The sequence below is a fragment of the Pseudomonas syringae group sp. 247E2 genome (assembly GCF_032587795.1).
Taxonomy (GTDB): domain Bacteria; phylum Pseudomonadota; class Gammaproteobacteria; order Pseudomonadales; family Pseudomonadaceae; genus Aquipseudomonas; species Aquipseudomonas amygdali.
The window spans coordinates 55,383-72,252 of record NZ_JAWHPK010000017.1; the positions used below are offsets into that span (position 1 = coordinate 55,383).

Sequence of the window (16,870 nt, forward strand, 5' to 3'; positions counted from 1 at the left end):
CATGAAAAACAGGCAGCCCTTGTGGAGCAAGCAGCAACTTGAGGATCTTGTTCATGTCCTGGCAAGAGATTCCTCCAAAGTCGTCTTTCGCGAGCATTGCCTGGAGCGCCTCTATGAGCGCGGCATAACCGCCACGGAGGCCCTGAGATGCCTGCGTCGAGGAGCAATCATCCGAGGGCCTACGTACAGCGAGAGGCATGGCAACTTCGAGTTCCGGATGAGCGAGCTCGCGCCGAGAGATGTTGTCTGCATGGTAGTAGCCGTCAATCCAAGTCCTGAGCCTGACGAGCTTTTCGCAATTACGGTGTGGGAGGTATGAAAATGTACAAATATAAAGGCAGTGGACTGGACGGCATCTTCTTGAAAAATGGCTATACGATCCTCGAAACGCCATACGGCGAGGGTGTGAAGATCGAAGATATCGACGGACTTCATCGAGCGATAGCTGTGGATATCATTGGCCAGAAAACGCCAATGACCGGGCGTCAGTTTCGCTTTTTGAGAAAGGAGCAGGATCTCATTCAGGAGGAGGCTGCAGCCATTTTCCGGGTCGATGTGCAGACCATTGCCAACTGGGAAAAGCGCGAATCTCAAGAAATACCGGGACCAGCTGATGTTGCCATGAGGGCTTTTTACGCTGCCTATATCCACGCCAATTTTGGTCCGATCATCTTCGAACGAAATGCACAACCCCACGAAGGAGCCGCGTTCGAATTGGACGGAACACAGTGGAAAGAGTCCGAGCTGAAAGTCGCTTGACTCAGAGGGTGATTAGTCTGGCGGCATGTAAAGGTGCCGTTCAAGGCAACACTTGAGAAGATCACAACGGCCTTCTGCTACTCATACCAGCCATCCAGAGCCCTGCCAACCCATCCCGTTGAACTAATTTTCCCTCCCCACCATCGAAGCCATACATTTGCTTCCACAAGGAAAATTACGTGCTCAAGTTTACTGCCTCCGCCCTCATCATCGCCGCCACTCTGGGTCTGGCTGCCTGCGACAGCAAATCCGAACAGAAAGCACAGGACGCTCAGGCTCATCAGGAGAAATCCCAGGAGAAGATGGAGTCTGCCCAGGACAAAGTGAACGAGGCTGCCAAAGAGAACACCGAAGCGGCCAAGGATAAAGCTGCGTCCAAGGAAGCGGCTGCCGAAGAATCGAAGACCTTCGTGCCGACGTCCGAAGTGACCAACACCATCCAGCCGGAAAAAAAGTGAAAACAGTGAATACTCTTCACAAAGTTTTCACAGCGGCCGCGTCATTGTAGAGCTGCTCCCAAGTGTGAATCCTTAAGCCCGCTCCCCCATCGCGGGCTTTTCTTTGTCCGGAATTTGACGGGCAGACCGCTTTTCCAGATATCTGTGCACTTATAGTCAATGTATTTTTCTTTGACCAAAAACTGCACTTTTTTGACGCCAATAAATCTCTTCATTTATCCAGTCGATTGTTGCGATGAACCGTTCATGTCGCCGCTTTTCGAGCCGATACTCTAATCACAGCAAGTCCACAAACACACCAAGGGGCAGGTTATGTTCGGAAACAAGAACAAAGCTGAACTGACAGCCATGAAGGCCGAGGTAGATGGACTCAAAGGACTGACAAGCGCACTGGAAAAATCAATGGCGGTGGTCGAGCTGGGTCTCGACGGCAAGATCCTTCGTGCCAACGATAACTTCCTTGCAGCGATGGGCTACCGGGCCGATGAGCTGGCCAGCAAGACGCACCGCGACTTTTGCGAGCCGGAGATGCTCCGCAGCCGTGAATACGCGGACCTGTGGGCGTCTCTGAAGGCTGGCAAGTTCATCTCCGGCACCTTCAAGCGCATCGATAAGAGTGGCCGTAGCGTCTGGCTGGAGGCAAGCTACAACCCGGTGACCGATACGCAGGGCAAAGTCTTCAAGGTGGTCAAATATGCTCTGGACGTCACCAAACGCGTAATGCTCGAAAACGAGACCAACAGCAAGCTGGCAGCAGTAGACCGGGCCATGGCTGTTTGCGAATTCGAGCCCAATGGCAATGTGATAACCGCCAACAGTAATTTCCTGAACGTCATGGGTTACGCACTGAACGAGATCAAAGGTAAACACCACAGATCATTCTGCGAACCGGCACTGACCAACAGCCCGGAATATGCCGAATTCTGGCGCAAGTTGAATCAGGGCGAGTTCATTGGCGATCAGTTCAAACGCCTCGGCAAACATGGCCGGGTTGTCTGGCTGGAAGCAACGTATAACCCGGTTTTTGATGTCGACGGCAAGCTCTACAAGATCGTCAAGTTCGCCAGTGACATTACCCAGCGTGTCGAAAAGCAGGAAGCCGATGCGCATGGTGCGTCGCGTGCTTACCATATCTCGGCAGAAACCGAGAAAGTGGCCGAACAAGGAACCCTGGTCATTCAGGAAACCGCTCGGGAAATGCGCCAGATTGCCGAAAACATCGGCGCGTCGGCGAAGCTGGTGAGCCAGCTGGGCGATCGCTCCGAGCAGATCACCGCCATCGTCAACACCATCCGCGGCATCGCCGATCAGACCAACCTGCTGGCGCTCAACGCTGCCATCGAAGCGGCACGGGCGGGTGATCAGGGTCGCGGGTTTGCCGTGGTCGCCGACGAAGTGCGGCAACTGGCCGGACGTACCAGCGGCTCGACCACCGAGATTGCCGAAATGATAGGCAAGATTCTCGCCGAAACACGTGAAGCGGTGGCGAGCATGGATGCCACGCAGGAAGGCGCCATTCGAGGTGTGACACTGGCCGATCAGGCCGGACAGGTCATCGTGCAGATCCGCGACGGCGCAAGCGATGCGGTCGAGGCCGTGAACATGTTCGCCACGCGCATGGATGAAGCCGAAGCGTTTGCAAAGCCGGGCAAGCGATGACGATCGTGTAACACCCAGCACATCAAAACCCGCGTCCTGCGGGTTTTTTATTGTCCAGAGATTACGGCCAAGCCTTGGTTATCCAGCCCGTCTGCGCTTCAATAGCGGCCATCGCATTTCACGCCAGCCAAAGGACCGCTCATGGCCTCGCCAGACAAGCAGCAAAAACGTGCCAAGCGCGCAAAAATCAAGGCCAAGCAGAACCGTTCGGGCAAGGGCACAACCAGCCTCGTCCACCCGGTGTTTGCCTCTGAGCTGGTCAATCTGCCGTTTGATGACGTCGAACTTGATCTAAACACGTTCGACTTCAAAGACATCGTAGAGAACGGCTTCGACCCGGCCGACTATGATGATCTCTTCGTGGCCATGAAAGCCGCCGAAGCCATCAGCCAACTGGCGCTGTGCGTCGTCTTCCTGCAGTACCCGGTGCTGGCACTGGTCGTTTCCGAAGAGGACGAAGACCCTGCCACGGACTTCATGATGGGTCTGCTGATCGTGTACCGCGCCATGTACCACGATGAAGACGAAGACACAGCCATCGAATGGATCGAAAGCCCTGCCTTCCAGAAGGATTACACCCTGGCATCCGATCTGCTGATGAAGCGAGACACCAAGGCCACACGCTGATCGAGACCGTGCCGACGCAGAGCGTCAGCACGATAGTCAGCGGCCAATCAACCCAGCGCAGCAGCGCCTACACGCCCGGCTTTGCGGCGGCGCGAAACCAGCAGGCCAGCACTGATCACCAGCAGGCTTAGCAGGCCGGTGGCGATGATTTCGACACGGTGCTCTTCCTGGATCAACATGATCGTCAGCACTGCAACGATGAACGCGATCACCGCCCACGTCAGCCATGGGAACAGCCACATCTTGAAGTCGATAGCCTCGCCTGCAGCAATGCGCTTCTGGCGCATCCGCAGTTGCGACACGGCAATCACCAGATACACCAGCAGGGCAATGGCACCAGAGCTGGCCAGCAGGAAATCAAATACGGCAGCCGGTGCGATGTAGTTGGCGAACACGGTCAGGAACGCCGCGGCAGTCGACATGATCACCGCCCAGTAAGGCGTGCCGCCCTTGCTGGTGCGCTTCGACACGGCAGGTGCATCGCCGCGCTTGCCCAGCGAGAACAGCATGCGCGAAGCGGTGTACAGGGCCGAGTTCAGGCAGCTGGTCACAGCAACCAATACCACCAGGTCAACAATCAGCTTGGCGTTCGGAATGCCCATCGCATCAAGCACGGTCTGATACGAACCCACCTCGGCCAGGCGCGGGTCGTTCCACGGCACTAGTGACACAACGATGAAGATCGAAACCAGATAGAACAGGAAGATCCGCCAGATCACCGAGTTGGTGGCCTTGGTGATCTGCTTGCCAGGGTTCTTGGACTCCGCCGCAGCGATGGTCACAATTTCGGTGCCCATGAACGAGAACATGGTGGTCAACATCGCCGCCAGCACCGCGCCCATGCCGTTTGGCAGGAAGCCACCGGTATCAAACAGATGACTCACGCCACTGACATTACTGGTGGGCAGCAGACCAAAAATCGCCGCAACACCCAGCACCACGAACGCGATGATCGCCACAACCTTGATCAGCGCAAACCAGAACTCGAATTCGCCGTAATTCTTCACACTGAACAGGTTGGTCGCGGTCAGCAGCAATGTGATGACCAGCGTGAACATCCAGATCGCGATGTTCGGGAACCAGGCATGCAAAATGGTTGCGGCGGCGTTGGCCTCCAGCGGGATCACCAGCACCCAGAACCACCAGTACAACCAGCCGATGGTGAAGCCGGCCCAGTGCCCGATAGCGCGGTCGGCATAGGTTGAGAACGAACCGGTGTCTGGCGAGGCAACGGCCATTTCGGCCAGCATACGCATCACCAGCACCACCAGCGTACCCGCAGCGGCATAGGCCAGCAGCACGGCAGGGCCTGCCTCGGCAATCGCGTGGCCGGAGCCGACGAATAGACCGGCACCAATCACGCCGGCAATCGACAGCATCGTAATGTGTCGCGGTTTCAGCCCTTGTTCGAGCTCGGAAGAGTTAGCGGTACTGCTCATAAAACCACCTGTGCAAGACGAGCGAGGCACACCGAAGCGTTACGTAAAAAGAAAGCTACGGTGCCGTTCTTTATTATTGACGCAAGAATTGCGCCAAAATATTTCGAAAACGACGTCGCTTAGAGAATACGAGGCCTGTGGCTTAGCCCGTGAAGCATGCAGGGTGATGGCTTTTATACGCAGTCCGTAGGACTTGTTACCAAACGCCTCAGATTCGCCTACATGCACGCACCAAAAATGCCCCAAACCTTCCTCAAAGCGCAAACATGGTGCAGAAATCAGACCACCACTCAGCAAATGCTACTTCCAACACCAGGCCAAAGCTGGCAACATCGCGCCTTTTTCGCGCACGCCCCTGTTTTGCAGGGCATGGCGCTTGCCTTCATGCGACCGTCCGCTGCCCGGATGAGACAACCCGTCGAGCGCCTCCACGCTCGACACAATACGTCGATGGTTGTCCTTTAAACGCTGTGCTAGCTTGGCGTTCGCTGGCAGCCAGCGCGCACACTTCAACGAGGACCCCACATGGCCGAGGCCACGCCCGCCCTGGAAATCCGCAACCTGCACAAGCGCTACGATCAGCTTGAGGTGCTCAAAGGCATCTCGCTGACGGCTCGCGACGGCGACGTCATATCGATCCTCGGCTCCTCCGGTTCCGGCAAGTCCACGTTGCTGCGCTGCATCAACCTGCTGGAAAACCCGCATCAGGGGCAGATTCTAGTGGCCGGTGAAGAGTTGAAGCTCAAGGCTGCGCGCAACGGCGACCTGATGGCCGCCGATAACCGGCAGATCAACCGCTTGCGCAGCCAGATCGGTTTCGTGTTCCAGAACTTCAACCTGTGGCCGCACATGAGCGTGCTCGATAACATCATCGAAGCGCCGCGTCGCGTTCTGGGCCAGAGCAAGGCCGAAGCCATCGAGGTGGCTGAAGAGCTGCTGGCCAAAGTGGGCATCGCCGATAAGCGCCATGCCTACCCTGCGCAGCTTTCCGGTGGGCAACAGCAGCGCGCAGCCATTGCGCGTACGCTGGCCATGCAACCAAAGGTTATCCTGTTCGACGAGCCGACCTCGGCCCTCGACCCGGAGATGGTTCAGGAAGTACTCGGCGTCATCCGCGCACTGGCTGAAGAAGGCCGGACCATGCTGCTGGTGACCCACGAAATGAATTTTGCACGTCAGGTATCAACTGAAGTGGTGTTTTTGCATCAGGGAATGGTCGAAGAACAGGGCACACCGCAGCAAGTATTCGAAAACCCGCTGTCGGCAAGGTGCAAACAATTCATGTCGAGTCACCGCTAACGGAGCAACACCCATGCAGTCGTACAAAAAGATCTTGCTGATCGCAGCGGCCACCCTTGCCTTCAGCGGCAGTGCCTTTGCTGAAACAATGAAAATGGGCATCGAAGGTGCCTACCCGCCGTTCAACAACAAGGACGCGAGTGGCCAGGTGGTGGGCTTTGACTATGAAATCGGCCAGGCCCTGTGCGCCAGGATGAAGGTCGAGTGCGAAGCGGTGACGTCAGACTGGGACGGCATCATCCCGGCGTTGATGGCCAACAAGTTCGACTTCCTGATCTCGTCGCTGTCGATCACCGAAGAGCGCAAGCAGGTGGTCGATTTCACCAACCCGTATTACTCGAACAAGCTGCAATTCATCGCGCCGAAAACTTCCTCGATCGACGTATCGAGCACTGAAAAAGCCAAAGAAAGCCTTGCCGGCAAGTCAGTGGGTGCACAGCGATCAACACTGGCCGCCACCTGGCTGGAAGACAAGCTCGGGATCATGGACGCCAAGCTCTATGACACTCAGGAAAACGCCTTCCTCGACCTGTCCTCCGGTCGCGTCGACGCCATGCTGGCCGACAAATACGTCAGCTTTGAGTGGCTGAAAAGCGAAGCGGGTCAGAACTTCGAGTTCAAGGGCGAGCCTGTCGTTGAAGACGACAAGATCGGCATCGCCGTGCGCAAGGGTGATGATGCCCTGCGCGAGCGCTTGAACGCGGCCCTGAAAGAAATCATCGCTGATGGCACCTACAAGAAGATCAACGACAAGTATTTCCCTTTCAGCATCCTCTGATTCACCTGACCGCGTCGCCGCCGCTTCCTGTCGAAGCGCGGCGACCGGCCCTGACAAAGCCTGCCCATGAACATTGATCTCCACGGATTCGGCCCGGCCCTTGCGGCTGGCGCGCTGATGACGGTCCAGCTTGCACTCTCGGCCCTGTGCCTGGGGCTGATACTCGGACTGCTCGGCGCCTTGGCCAAGACCTCGCCCTACAAGCCGCTGCAATGGCTGGGCAGTACCTACTCGACCCTGGTACGCGGCATTCCCGAACTGCTTTGGGTGTTGCTGATTTACTTCGGCACCGTCAACGGCATGCGCGCTCTGGGCAAACTGTTCGACATTCCTGACCTGGCCCTGAGCGCCTTCGCTGCCGGGGTCATTGCCCTGGGCATTTGCTTTGGTGCCTACGCGACCGAAGTGTTTCGCGGCGCGATTCTGGCCATCCCCAAAGGCCATCGTGAAGCCGGGCTGGCGCTGGGCATGTCACGCTCGCGCATCCTCTTCAAGCTGGTGCTGCCGCAGATGTGGCGCATCGCCCTGCCCGGCCTGGGCAATCTGTTCATGATTCTGATGAAAGACACCGCGCTGGTCTCGGTGATCGGCCTGGAAGAAATCATGCGCCACGCGCAGATCGCCGTGGGCTTCACCAAGCAAGCGTTCACCTTCTACATGGTCGCGGCCTTCATGTACCTGGGGCTGACCGTGCTGGCCATGGCCGGCATGTACTTCCTTGAGAAGCGTGCCAGTCGCGGCTTTCTGAGGAGCGCGTCATGAATTGGGAAGTCATCATCAAGTGGCTGCCACGCCTGGCACAGGGCGCGACCCTGACCCTTGAGCTGGTGGCGATTGCCGTCATCGCCGGGCTGATCCTCGCCATCCCGATGGGCATCGCCCGTGCATCGCGTCACTGGCCGGTACGCGCCCTGCCCTACGCCTACATCTTTTTCTTCCGCGGCACACCGCTGCTGGTGCAACTGTTTCTGGTCTACTACGGCCTGGCGCAGTTCGACGTGGTGCGTCAGGGGCCGCTGTGGCCATACCTGCGTGACCCTTTCTGGTGTGCGGTTGTCACCATGACCCTGCACACCGCCGCCTACATCGCAGAAATCCTGCGTGGCGCCATTCAGGCCGTGCCGGTCGGTGAAGTCGAGGCTGCGCGGGCGCTGGGCATGTCGAAATGGAAAGCATTGTTCTACATCGTCCTGCCCCGCGCGGCACGTATCGGTCTGCCTGCGTACAGCAACGAAGTCATCCTGATGCTCAAGGCCAGTGCCCTGGCCAGCACCGTTACCCTGCTGGAGTTGACCGGCATGGCCCGCACGATCATCGCCCGCACCTACCTGCCGGTAGAAATTTTCTTCGCCGCCGGTATGTTCTACCTCGTGATGACGTTCGTGCTGGTACAAGGCTTCCGCCTGCTGGAAAAGCTATTGCGTGTAGACGCCAGTCAGGGGCGCTGATATGAAGGGTGCTGGCGTCGATCCAGTCAGCACCTTGCCACACGAGGCCGCCACCATGCCCTCTGAACCTTGCTTGCAGGATGAACACCTCGGCAGCCACTTTCGTGCGCTGGACAGCTTTCTGTTCGCGCATCAGGCCTTGTGGCGGCCCAAGCCGTTCACGCACCTGCGTCTGCCGTGGGAAGACAAATACCCGGACCTCGCAAACTGGCTGCGGCAACGCACGCTGGAACAGGCCGAGGCCGCGCATAACCACCCGGAACAACTCGACGCGCCGTTTCCGTTCCCGCAACTGGCCGCCGAAGCCGTCACCCTGAGCCACGTCTCTGAACTGCCTTCACATCCTCTGGAGCCAGTCGATGCGCGCATGAGTGTCGACGTGCCGGGGCGCAAATGGCAACAGATCGAAGCCTTCGCCAGCCATCTGGACAGGCGTGATACCACCACTCACTGGCTGGACTGGTGCGCAGGCAAAGGCCACCTGGGGCGTCGCCTGACCGGGCGCGGTCAGCGTCTGACCTGCCTGGAGCACGACCCGGCGCTGATCGAAGCAGGCCTGGCACTGAGTACGCGGCAAGGCATCGACGCCAGGCATGTGCAGCAGGATGTAATGGCCGACGACGCCTGGCGCTGCCTGCAACCCGAGCACACGCCGGTGGCGCTGCATGCCTGCGGCGACCTGCACATTCAGCTGATGGAGCTGGCCAGCCAGACCGGCTGCCGGTACATGGCAATCGCGCCATGCTGCTACAACCGCACCCGGCACGACCTGTATCGGCCGCTGTCCAGCGACGGCAAGGCATCGGGCTTGAAGCTGTCACGAGACGAACTCGGCCTGCCACTCAGCGAAACCGTGACGGCTGGCGCTCGTGTGCGTCGTCAACGCGACACCTCGATGGCCCGCCGCCTGGGCTTCGACCTGCTGCAGCGCAGCTTGCGCGGCATTGACGATTACTTGCCCACGCCTTCGCTGCCGACATCCTGGCTGGATGCGTCCTACGCGGACTACTGCAATCATCTGGCGCGACTGAAGAATCTACCGGCACCGGGCCAGCAGGACTGGGCTTCTCTGGAAGCCGCTGGCTGGAAAAGGCTGGCCGAAGTGCGCAACCTGGAACTGGTCCGCGACCTGTTTCGGCGTCCGCTGGAGATGTGGCTGGTGCTCGACAGGGCAATGTATGTCCACGAGCAGGGTTACAGCGTCAGGGTTGGCACTTTCTGTGACAGCCGGATTACACCACGCAACCTGCTGATTCTGGCCCGAAAATCGTGACCTAAATCGATTGAGCAACCTGTGGATAAGTCTGTTGATGAAAATGTGGATGAGTGCGTTAAAGCTTGGCGCGCCAGTTACTAAAGCCCCTTATTTTTTCCCGCAATCCTTTCCGTATCCCGCAAAAACAATGCCTTGCGGCGCATCAGACCAATGTGCGCACATCTGGTAACGCGCGTATTTTTTTATCAAGCAATTGTGCATAAAGATTTGGTAAAGGCTCTGGAACAAGCCTTTTACCTGGCTCAATCGTGCACACGCAAGTGCCTGTGCACGACTTGTTTAGTGCGAGGTTTCAGACCTCTTCGACACACTCCAGCGAGCGCTCGACCATGACTTTGGCCATTTCCAGCATGTGCATGGAGGCAAACGCCAGGTCGCGTTGCGCACCGGTCAATTCATCGCCCAGTTCGTGGGCAGTAGCCGATGCGCAGCGCAGGAAATCCAGCGCATGCACCAAGGTTGCTTCCAGGCTGATGAAGTCGAACTTGCTGTCGTGGGGTTCTTTGTCAGTGCGGGGGATTGGCAGGTAACACGCCATGGCGCGCTTGACGACCGCCTTGTCGAAGATTGGCGCGGTGCTGGACTGTTTGGGTGGGTCGGGGGTTATTTTGACCATGCTTAGCTCTCTCCTCAATGGAACTGCCACTGGGGTCGCGACTAAACGAGTGAGGTGGCAGCTGTGCGAAGGTTAGTCGACCGGGAGCTAAGACCGGCGCACCCGAAGGTGCCCTCGCGCACAGCCGCCATAAAGTGCAGGAAGAAGACCTGACCAAAACAGCGACGCGATACGCCTTAACTCAAATCCGGGCGACTAAACCCGATCGCTGATATGCAGCGACGGGCGGAGATTAGAAGCACACATCGAGAGGCGCAAGCGGTCGGGGATTCTCTCGGAAATGTCCTTCAAAAGAAAGAGACCAAGCCTGCAAAAACCGGCCTGAAAGCGTTGCAAAAGATGATCTCTGCACACAATTGCCGAAGCCCGTAGGAGCGGACTTGTCCGCGAAGACTTAACAGACGACGCCGCACTCACGTCACAGCCCAACCGCTAAAACTGATCATCCTTCAACCGCGCAAACGGCACGCTACGGTTCTGCAACTTGCGCAACGTCAGCTTGTACGCACTGGACTTGATCTGACTGCCCATCGGCGTCTCCTCCAGCAAGATCCGGCCCGACGCAAAGGCACAGCCCGTGCTCATCATCTTGTACTTGAGCAGATACAGCCCCGGGTCCATCTTGGCGAACGTAAACACCGCACCGGCCGGCACAAACGCATGCCGAAACGCCCTGCGCCCCACCGCATCCGTGACCTTGGCATACACCGCCGACTCGCCGGCCGAGTTATCCACAGTGATCTGCGACCAGCCGTTGTCCTTGAGCAACGGCATATCTTTCACGTAACCCGCCTTTTCCGGCCAGGGCGCGCCCATCGGATCCAGCGCGGGCACCTCACACTCGGACGTTACCGCATCAACCGGCTTGGCTGGACTGGCCACAGGCTCTTCAACCGGTGCGGCGGGCGCTGGCTTGACCCACGTCTGCGCAACAGGCACCGGCTCGGCTGGCACAAACGCCTTGCCAGCATCCCGGTCATAACCCATCCACGCCCCGGCTGCGCAAAACACCACAAACACCAGCGCCCAACGCCACGCACTGCGGCGCCGCTTGTCACTGGAAGGCGATGAAGAGGAAGGAGAAGCCTTGGGAGCCGGGCCCGTCCGAGCGGCCCGAGAGGGCGTTGCAGTGGCAGTAGCAGAGTTTGCGGCATACACATGCACCGCCTGCCCACCCGCCGCACGCGCCTGCTTGCGCCGCAACGCGTCCATACGAGCCTTGTGCTCATCGGCAGCAAGCTGCGCATCATAAGCCGCACGCCGCGAAGGGTCCGCCAGCACATCATGAGACGCGTTGACCACGCCCATCATGTCCGAGGCATAAGGGTCGGAATTCCTGTCCGGGTGCAGCTTCTGCGCCAGCTTGCGATAAGCCTTCTTGATCTGCTCAGGAGAGGCATCGCGAGCAACACTCAGCAGCTCGTAATGCGTGGGCGTTCTCTGCATTGCACTTGCTGTCCATGGCTGACTGCCATTTTTGATACAGATCTATCGGCCAAAAAGCCCATATCTCCAGTGAAAATGCAACGCAACAAGAACCAGCCCACAAGAAAATGCCCGAATCCAGAGGATCCGGGCATTTCTTGAAACATCGATGAAGCCTTCGTGAGCGTCCAGACGCACATTCATGCGATTCAGACAGCAATCCTCAGCCCCACCTTGCGCAAGACCCGACAGGCCAGACGCAACTACAAATATCCTTCAACAACTCCTCAGCGAATGACCAGCCTGCGGCAAACAACACCCCAAACCCGGTTACGATCCATCGCATTACTCATCAGATAGTCCTTTATCTGCTGGCTGAAAAGCTAACGTCCCATGCTGCTGACTCAGTAGCCCGGGCCGTTGAGAGCAAGCCTATGCAAAGCCCTCCTGCCCTGCAACTGCCCAAAAATGGCGGGGGTCGGATGGGTGCCTGTTCACGCACCAGATAGCCATCAACGCTGGACGCATCGGTTTGCACGAACAGGTTAAAAATCGAGCGTTCTGTCAGGCACAAGCTGCGCGTGCCAGAGGCGAAATCAACGTTCAAATGCGCAGTGCTCGCACACATCAAGCAGACCATTCCGCCAAAACCAACAGAAACGTCCTGCACCACTACCCGTCCGCATCCCACCCAGAGCGCCAATGGTCGATTTTTTTCAACTGAATCAGACAGCTAGGCTTTACAAGCGCATCAGAAGCTATATACTCGCAGCCCATTACGCCGGTATAGCTCAGTTGGTAGAGCAACTGACTTGTAATCAGTAGGTCCCGGGTTCGACTCCTGGTGCCGGCACCATATAAATCAAGGGCTTGCAGCGATGCAGGCCCTTGTTTTTTTCCCCAGACGTAATAAGCCACGTAACAAGGCCACAGATCGGGCCTGTCTTACGCGCTCCACGTCGAGCTCCAACCGCAGCTACAGACGCTCATGAGCAGTAGCGCGAGACCCTGGCCAACCGCTCGGTACAGGGGGCCCCGCTCAAAATCTGAGGGGGGTCAGAAAAAAGGTAATATTAGTAATACGTCTCGGGAAAATTGGCTGCAGCCCTTGCAGGCCGTGGCTTTCAGCGTTTTCGGGCAAAGGTAATATTGAAGCGATACAAAGGCGATAATATTACCTTTTACTAAAGCTATATTTTCATTTCCTAAAACCCAATGAATCCGGGGGTTTCAGGAAAATATTACCTTTCATATTGCTTCATATTACCTTTCGATGTAATACGCGCAGCCCAGTAAAACCGTGGCCTCCAGCCTAGGTTCGTGGGTCATATAGCTAATATCGCTCTTTTTGAAAACACCCTCCCATACCTGAGCTTCGATCTCATTTAAAACGGCTTTTTTTCAAAACGCCGACTGCAGCGGACTAAGGTCTTCAGGTCGTCACCAGCACGTGTAACCGTGTGCAACGTCCAAAGCATCCTGAGTGCGGCTATAGCCCCCGTCCTGCGTGCGTTGTAGAGGTTTGACGTGATCTGGCTATCGATGCCCTGATGCGCCGCTTCAGGACTGGTGTCGATTTGGAAAACCACCCTCCTCCTCGGTTTTCCAACTTTTCACCCAAGCGGGCCGGGCCCCTGAGGTTTGCCACCATCTGTACCGCTCCGTCGCTCACTGTGTAAGGCGCTGACATTTTTCTGCATAAGCTTGCACGTTGTGCAATTGCCGCTCCCCTGCGCAACCACACGGCTGGCCTGGGCTGGGGTAGTGCTTTCATCGCATCTGGATTCGCACAAAAAACGGACGTGGAGCCCGTCGGCGGGAGGGGGATAAGTGCTTTTCCTTCAATTTTTTTATTTCTAATACGATTTCCGGCCAGGCTGATCAGGGCCACCAATCGCAAATTTTTACACCCGAAATTGCCACTCTCCTGCTTTCGACGATTACTGGGCATTCATACAAAAATTTTGCTCAGGCGTGCATAATGAACGTCCGAATCCTTGGCCGCCTCTCTGAGTCGGGGCTACTGCTACCGTTTTACTCATTCAGGATCCCCGCGGGATTCTCTAATCCAGCAGTTGCTCATATCGAACAAGATTTCTCGTCAGATAGGCTGATGGACGTCAGGGCACCATATATCTATGTGGCGCAGATCGACAGCGACAGCATGAGGGGAATCGGAATATTTGATGCCGACTTGATCGCTGTTGATAGGTCGCTAAAAGCTGGTCACAAAAGCATCGTCATTGCTGCCGTGAATGGTGAGCCAATGTGCAAGCGTTTGTGCATCAAGGGTGAAGACGTCAGTCTGCAGTCGGAGAACCCGAGCTATGCCGCCAGGTACATTCTGAAAGGTGAAGAGTTGATGTTTTGGGGGGGGTAGTACGACATAGGGTACGCACCTTTGAAAACCCAGCCCGAACCTATCTTTTGGTTGATCAATTGCAGCTTCTATGCGAGCTGTGAACGAGTTTTTCGCCCAGATCTGGCCAGAGGTTTAAGCGACAACGATTGCTGCGTCGTCGCTCGAAGCTACGACGCCAAGAAGCACGTCAAAATGGGTGCACCGTATTATCAGATCAAGCACTCGCTTCGACAGAAAGGGATCATGGCCTTTAGCAGCAACTACGCATTTTAGTAGCTTAGGCGGAATGCTTCTGAGCCACCCTGATTCTGTCGACGTTCTGGGGGCCATGGCCTTGACGAAATCGTATGCGCACGGTCAATGGCCATAGCTCCGTGTTATAGTTAATTCCTATAAGGACTAGGGGTAAGTGACGACAACTGCATTGATCCGCCTGGTTGTTCCGCTATGCGATAGTGTTCTGAGGAGGCACGCGCTGGCATGGCCTGCTGTAATTCTCTACGAAATCCATCCCATTTAGATTTCAGGCTCTGAATGCTACTCATAAGTTGATCTGAGGTTGTGCTTGATATGGCTGATATGTCTCCCCTCACGCTCCTATCATGAATATCTACCGCGTCGAGCACCGTCTGTGTATTTCGAAAGAGGGTGTTATGGCGATCTCTTAGATCTGCAGGTGCACTGTTGCTACTAATGAAGCTGTGTACTTCTCTGGGCAGGCCTGCCACTTCACTCAGTTCATGCCTTGCATTAATTAATTGATCGGGCGTTATGCCATTATTATCGCCAGAGCTGCTGTTGGCTCGATCTGGAGAATGTACCTGATTAGCCATACTGGACCCACGTACACACATATTTCCCATTTATATAAAGCCTCTTAAGATGAAAGCATGGTCGACTGCTAGTGAGTGGCGCTTGAGGTGCATTCGGTTCCACTGTCCTATCCAACTCTCGTAAGGGACTCTAAAAAACCTAGGGTTGGTACAATACCCGCCTGATGTAGCTTAGCGGTCGGTTTTACGATACATGTCCTTCGCCTTCGCTGGATACGCCAGGAAAAGTCAAGCTTCTCCTGATTGAGATGGGGTCAGGTTGTACCCTGGAAAAGAATGGTTCCCAAATTGGCTGGGAAGCTGGTTGACTGTTCCGCATCTAGAACACTTGTTAGTGGCATGGCGTAAAGGGTTGACTTTCCATTGAAGTGGATGGTGGAGAGCAACCAGCTGGGCCAAGAGCGGCGCATTCAGATTTTTATATGCAGCTCACCGCGTGCTCGAACAGGTGCCGGATCAACCGAGATATATTCATAAATAGTAACTATGGGTTTCGGCGCATTTTTTACTACTTTTAAAAAATCTTCAGCACGACCCCACCAATCATTAATTTTAAAATCGACACCGTCGTAAGAAAGAAAGTATCCATAATCAGATTTTTGATGCGAGTTGACAGGTGAAAAAACAACGGCAGCGGCACACCGGCCAATACCGGCAACGTCGTGTCGATCTCGCCGTCTGGCCCCATCACCTGCAGGTCGACCGAGAAGCGCGGTCGGAAGTCGTCACACAGACCGGCGCTGGCCGGCGCATCCGCCACGGCTACGACCTTGGCGAAGCGCGGCAAGTGATAGCCACCAGTGAGTTCAGGGAATTGCCGCTCTACGCTGCGCTTGATTGCGTCGTCCATTTGATAGCCATCTGCGTGCCGGCCAGCGTCACGTTCGTGATCCGCTCGCCCTGATTGATTGATACGCCTGGTCGCAAGCCCGGTAGGGCCGCGATCATTGCGCTCTGGCTGCCCTGGTAACCGTCGAAAAGGTTAACCGGCAACTGCAACGGCGACCGAGCGCCGTAGAAACTGTCAGCCCAGGCACCAACGTAGATCTCGCCGTCGCCCTGTTGCTGCCAGATAAAGTCCTTGATGCCAAACACCCGCGCCATGCTGTCCAGTGCCTGGTAACCAGCGGCCAGGTTGTAGAAAAACGGCGTCTTGGTGCGTGTATAAGCCTGATCCGGTACCTGAAAGCGCAGCCCGGTCTTGCCGCCGATATCGGCCAGCACAGCGCGCAGATCCACGTGGCGCAGGTTCATGGGCAACGGGTTGGCCAGCACCGCGGCTAACTCGCTGCAAAGCACCACCTGCTCGATGCCATTGGTGGCGGTGCAGCGTTCGACGTAGCCAATGAAATGACGCTGCAGAACGGCTTCGTTGTAGCCGATATCGAACGTGACCAAACCTTTGACGGTAACGCCCGCCTTGATCGTGAACGTGGCGCGGCCCGGACTCTTGAGGTCAAGACGGACATCGTCGTTGACCAACGGCATGACCGTGCCGCCGATCGTCAGCACCTTGTGCAGCTTCATGCTCACCTCAAGCGTAGGGGCATCACCGACACGGCAGGTACTAGGGCAGATAAGCAAGAGGCGAGCGGTCACAGGGACGGAGCGATGATGGATGTCTACGATCTCAGCATCCCACTTGTTAACGCCTCACGGACGTAGACCTACTGTATGCGTACCTGAAGGATGTTCTCATGCGCTTGCCGACGCGCCGAACGAGCGAGATTGATCAGTTGCTGCCGTCTATTTTGAAGACTGAGTAAGACGGAATGTCGGGAGGAATAGCGCCTGCCTGCATGTTATGGAACCGAATGGCTCATCCGGACACCCACATATCGATTTTAGGGTACTTGGCCAGTTTCTTGGTCGAAGAGCCACGTCGAAAGCA

Annotated in this window: 16 protein-coding genes, 1 tRNA gene and 4 pseudogenes; 14 read left to right on the forward strand and 7 right to left on the reverse strand. The window is 56.5% G+C overall.

Annotated features, from left to right (window positions below; genetic code table 11):
• The first annotated feature begins 1 nt into the window (after window position 1).
• From RYC18_RS18020 to RYC18_RS18040, 5 genes are all read left to right on the forward strand, one after another.
• Window positions 2-319, forward strand: coding sequence for a DUF4258 domain-containing protein (locus RYC18_RS18020; RefSeq protein ID WP_005781631.1), 318 nt, complete (start codon window positions 2-4; stop codon window positions 317-319).
• Window positions 316-759, forward strand: coding sequence for a helix-turn-helix domain-containing protein (locus RYC18_RS18025; protein WP_003372222.1), 444 nt, complete (start codon window positions 316-318; stop codon window positions 757-759). The genes RYC18_RS18020 and RYC18_RS18025 overlap by 4 nt, the downstream gene beginning before the upstream one ends.
• Before the next feature lie 179 nt (window positions 760-938).
• The gene (locus RYC18_RS18030) at window positions 939-1,217 is read left to right on the forward strand and encodes a hypothetical protein (protein WP_004655093.1); all 279 of its coding nucleotides are present in this window, start codon (window positions 939-941) and stop codon (window positions 1,215-1,217) included.
• A gap of 312 nt (window positions 1,218-1,529) precedes the next feature.
• A complete protein-coding gene (locus RYC18_RS18035) occupies window positions 1,530-2,876 on the forward strand; it encodes a PAS domain-containing methyl-accepting chemotaxis protein (protein WP_316886558.1) in 1,347 nt (448 codons plus the stop codon).
• 141 nt (window positions 2,877-3,017) lie between these two features.
• On the forward strand, window positions 3,018-3,503 hold the full coding sequence (locus tag RYC18_RS18040) for a hypothetical protein (RefSeq protein ID WP_316886559.1): 486 nt from the start codon (window positions 3,018-3,020) through the stop codon (window positions 3,501-3,503).
• Between the two features lie 47 nt (window positions 3,504-3,550).
• Here RYC18_RS18040 and gabP read toward each other — a convergent pair whose 3' ends face one another.
• Window positions 3,551-4,942, reverse strand: a complete 1,392-nt coding sequence (gene gabP / locus RYC18_RS18045) for a GABA permease (RefSeq protein ID WP_016981247.1) — start codon at window positions 4,940-4,942, stop codon at window positions 3,551-3,553.
• Between the two features lie 525 nt (window positions 4,943-5,467).
• On the opposite strand from gabP, the gene RYC18_RS18050 reads away from it, so the two are divergent.
• From RYC18_RS18050 to RYC18_RS18070, 5 genes are all read left to right on the forward strand, one after another.
• Window positions 5,468-6,241, forward strand: coding sequence for an ABC transporter ATP-binding protein (locus tag RYC18_RS18050; RefSeq protein ID WP_005745036.1), 774 nt, complete (start codon window positions 5,468-5,470; stop codon window positions 6,239-6,241).
• A gap of 13 nt (window positions 6,242-6,254) precedes the next feature.
• The gene (locus RYC18_RS18055) at window positions 6,255-7,019 is read left to right on the forward strand and encodes an ABC transporter substrate-binding protein (RefSeq protein WP_002555783.1); all 765 of its coding nucleotides are present in this window, start codon (window positions 6,255-6,257) and stop codon (window positions 7,017-7,019) included.
• A 66-nt stretch (window positions 7,020-7,085) separates the two neighbouring features.
• Window positions 7,086-7,781: an ABC transporter permease gene (locus RYC18_RS18060; protein WP_003318319.1), complete on the forward strand. Its 696-nt coding sequence runs from the start codon at window positions 7,086-7,088 to the stop codon at window positions 7,779-7,781.
• Complete coding sequence (locus tag RYC18_RS18065) at window positions 7,778-8,467, forward strand: ABC transporter permease (RefSeq protein ID WP_002555785.1); 690 nt, start codon at window positions 7,778-7,780, stop codon at window positions 8,465-8,467. The genes RYC18_RS18060 and RYC18_RS18065 overlap by 4 nt, the downstream gene beginning before the upstream one ends.
• 1 nt (window position 8,468) lies before the next feature.
• Complete coding sequence (locus RYC18_RS18070) at window positions 8,469-9,740, forward strand: methyltransferase (RefSeq protein ID WP_316886560.1); 1,272 nt, start codon at window positions 8,469-8,471, stop codon at window positions 9,738-9,740.
• 295 nt (window positions 9,741-10,035) lie between these two features.
• Here the strand turns inward: RYC18_RS18070 and RYC18_RS18075 are convergent, their stop codons facing one another.
• The 3 genes and pseudogenes from RYC18_RS18075 to RYC18_RS18085 all read right to left on the reverse strand — a co-directional run bounded on the left by RYC18_RS18075 (window position 10,036) and on the right by RYC18_RS18085 (window position 12,412).
• Complete coding sequence (locus RYC18_RS18075; protein ID WP_016981244.1) at window positions 10,036-10,359, reverse strand: DUF6124 family protein; 324 nt, start codon at window positions 10,357-10,359, stop codon at window positions 10,036-10,038.
• Window positions 10,360-10,791: 432 nt separating this feature from the next.
• The gene (locus RYC18_RS18080) at window positions 10,792-11,805 is read right to left on the reverse strand and encodes a J domain-containing protein (protein ID WP_060404420.1); all 1,014 of its coding nucleotides are present in this window, start codon (window positions 11,803-11,805) and stop codon (window positions 10,792-10,794) included.
• Between the two features lie 411 nt (window positions 11,806-12,216).
• Window positions 12,217-12,412: pseudogene (locus RYC18_RS18085) on the reverse strand (hypothetical protein).
• A gap of 152 nt (window positions 12,413-12,564) precedes the next feature.
• On the opposite strand from RYC18_RS18085, the gene RYC18_RS18090 reads away from it, so the two are divergent.
• The 3 genes and pseudogenes from RYC18_RS18090 to RYC18_RS18100 all read left to right on the forward strand — a co-directional run.
• Window positions 12,565-12,640, forward strand: a tRNA-Thr gene (locus tag RYC18_RS18090).
• A gap of 1,125 nt (window positions 12,641-13,765) precedes the next feature.
• Entirely contained in the window at window positions 13,766-14,164 is a 399-nt protein-coding gene (locus RYC18_RS18095) for a S24 family peptidase (RefSeq protein ID WP_316886561.1), read from the forward strand.
• Window positions 14,165-14,185: 21 nt separating this feature from the next.
• Window positions 14,186-14,413 (forward strand): annotated as a pseudogene (locus RYC18_RS18100) (DNA-directed DNA polymerase); the annotation flags it as partial.
• A 116-nt stretch (window positions 14,414-14,529) separates the two neighbouring features.
• On the opposite strand, the gene RYC18_RS18105 reads toward RYC18_RS18100, so the two are convergent.
• The 3 genes and pseudogenes from RYC18_RS18105 to RYC18_RS18115 all read right to left on the reverse strand — a co-directional run bounded on the left by RYC18_RS18105 (window position 14,530) and on the right by RYC18_RS18115 (window position 16,512).
• Window positions 14,530-15,009: a hypothetical protein gene (locus tag RYC18_RS18105; protein WP_005781639.1), complete on the reverse strand. Its 480-nt coding sequence runs from the start codon at window positions 15,007-15,009 to the stop codon at window positions 14,530-14,532.
• A 595-nt stretch (window positions 15,010-15,604) separates the two neighbouring features.
• Window positions 15,605-15,829: pseudogene (locus tag RYC18_RS18110) on the reverse strand (hypothetical protein); the annotation flags it as partial.
• Window positions 15,802-16,512, reverse strand: a complete 711-nt coding sequence (locus tag RYC18_RS18115; protein WP_029240923.1) for a hypothetical protein — start codon at window positions 16,510-16,512, stop codon at window positions 15,802-15,804. The gene RYC18_RS18115 and the pseudogene RYC18_RS18110, both read right to left, overlap by 28 nt.
• On the opposite strand from RYC18_RS18115, the pseudogene RYC18_RS18120 reads away from it, so the two are divergent.
• Window positions 16,513-16,644, forward strand: a pseudogene (locus RYC18_RS18120) (integrase); the annotation flags it as partial.
• Between the last annotated feature and the right edge of the window lie 226 nt (window positions 16,645-16,870).

Bases quoted from the DNA above. Each gene is read 5' to 3' on its own strand.
- RYC18_RS18020 (WP_005781631.1), top strand. From the start codon at position 2: ATGAAAAACAGGCAGCCCTTGTGGAGCAAGCAGCAACTTGAGGATCTT.
- RYC18_RS18025 (WP_003372222.1), top strand. From the start codon at position 316: ATGAAAATGTACAAATATAAAGGCAGTGGACTGGACGGCATCTTCTTG.
- RYC18_RS18035 (WP_316886558.1), top strand. From the start codon at position 1,530: ATGTTCGGAAACAAGAACAAAGCTGAACTGACAGCCATGAAGGCCGAG.
- RYC18_RS18040 (WP_316886559.1), top strand. From the start codon at position 3,018: ATGGCCTCGCCAGACAAGCAGCAAAAACGTGCCAAGCGCGCAAAAATC.
- gabP (WP_016981247.1), bottom strand. From the start codon at position 4,942: ATGAGCAGTACCGCTAACTCTTCCGAGCTCGAACAAGGGCTGAAACCG.
- RYC18_RS18050 (WP_005745036.1), top strand. From the start codon at position 5,468: ATGGCCGAGGCCACGCCCGCCCTGGAAATCCGCAACCTGCACAAGCGC.
- RYC18_RS18055 (WP_002555783.1), top strand. From the start codon at position 6,255: ATGCAGTCGTACAAAAAGATCTTGCTGATCGCAGCGGCCACCCTTGCC.
- RYC18_RS18060 (WP_003318319.1), top strand. From the start codon at position 7,086: ATGAACATTGATCTCCACGGATTCGGCCCGGCCCTTGCGGCTGGCGCG.
- RYC18_RS18065 (WP_002555785.1), top strand. From the start codon at position 7,778: ATGAATTGGGAAGTCATCATCAAGTGGCTGCCACGCCTGGCACAGGGC.
- RYC18_RS18070 (WP_316886560.1), top strand. From the start codon at position 8,469: ATGAAGGGTGCTGGCGTCGATCCAGTCAGCACCTTGCCACACGAGGCC.
- RYC18_RS18075 (WP_016981244.1), bottom strand. From the start codon at position 10,359: ATGGTCAAAATAACCCCCGACCCACCCAAACAGTCCAGCACCGCGCCA.
- RYC18_RS18080 (WP_060404420.1), bottom strand. From the start codon at position 11,805: ATGCAGAGAACGCCCACGCATTACGAGCTGCTGAGTGTTGCTCGCGAT.
- RYC18_RS18095 (WP_316886561.1), top strand. From the start codon at position 13,766: ATGAACGTCCGAATCCTTGGCCGCCTCTCTGAGTCGGGGCTACTGCTA.
- RYC18_RS18105 (WP_005781639.1), bottom strand. From the start codon at position 15,009: ATGGGAAATATGTGTGTACGTGGGTCCAGTATGGCTAATCAGGTACAT.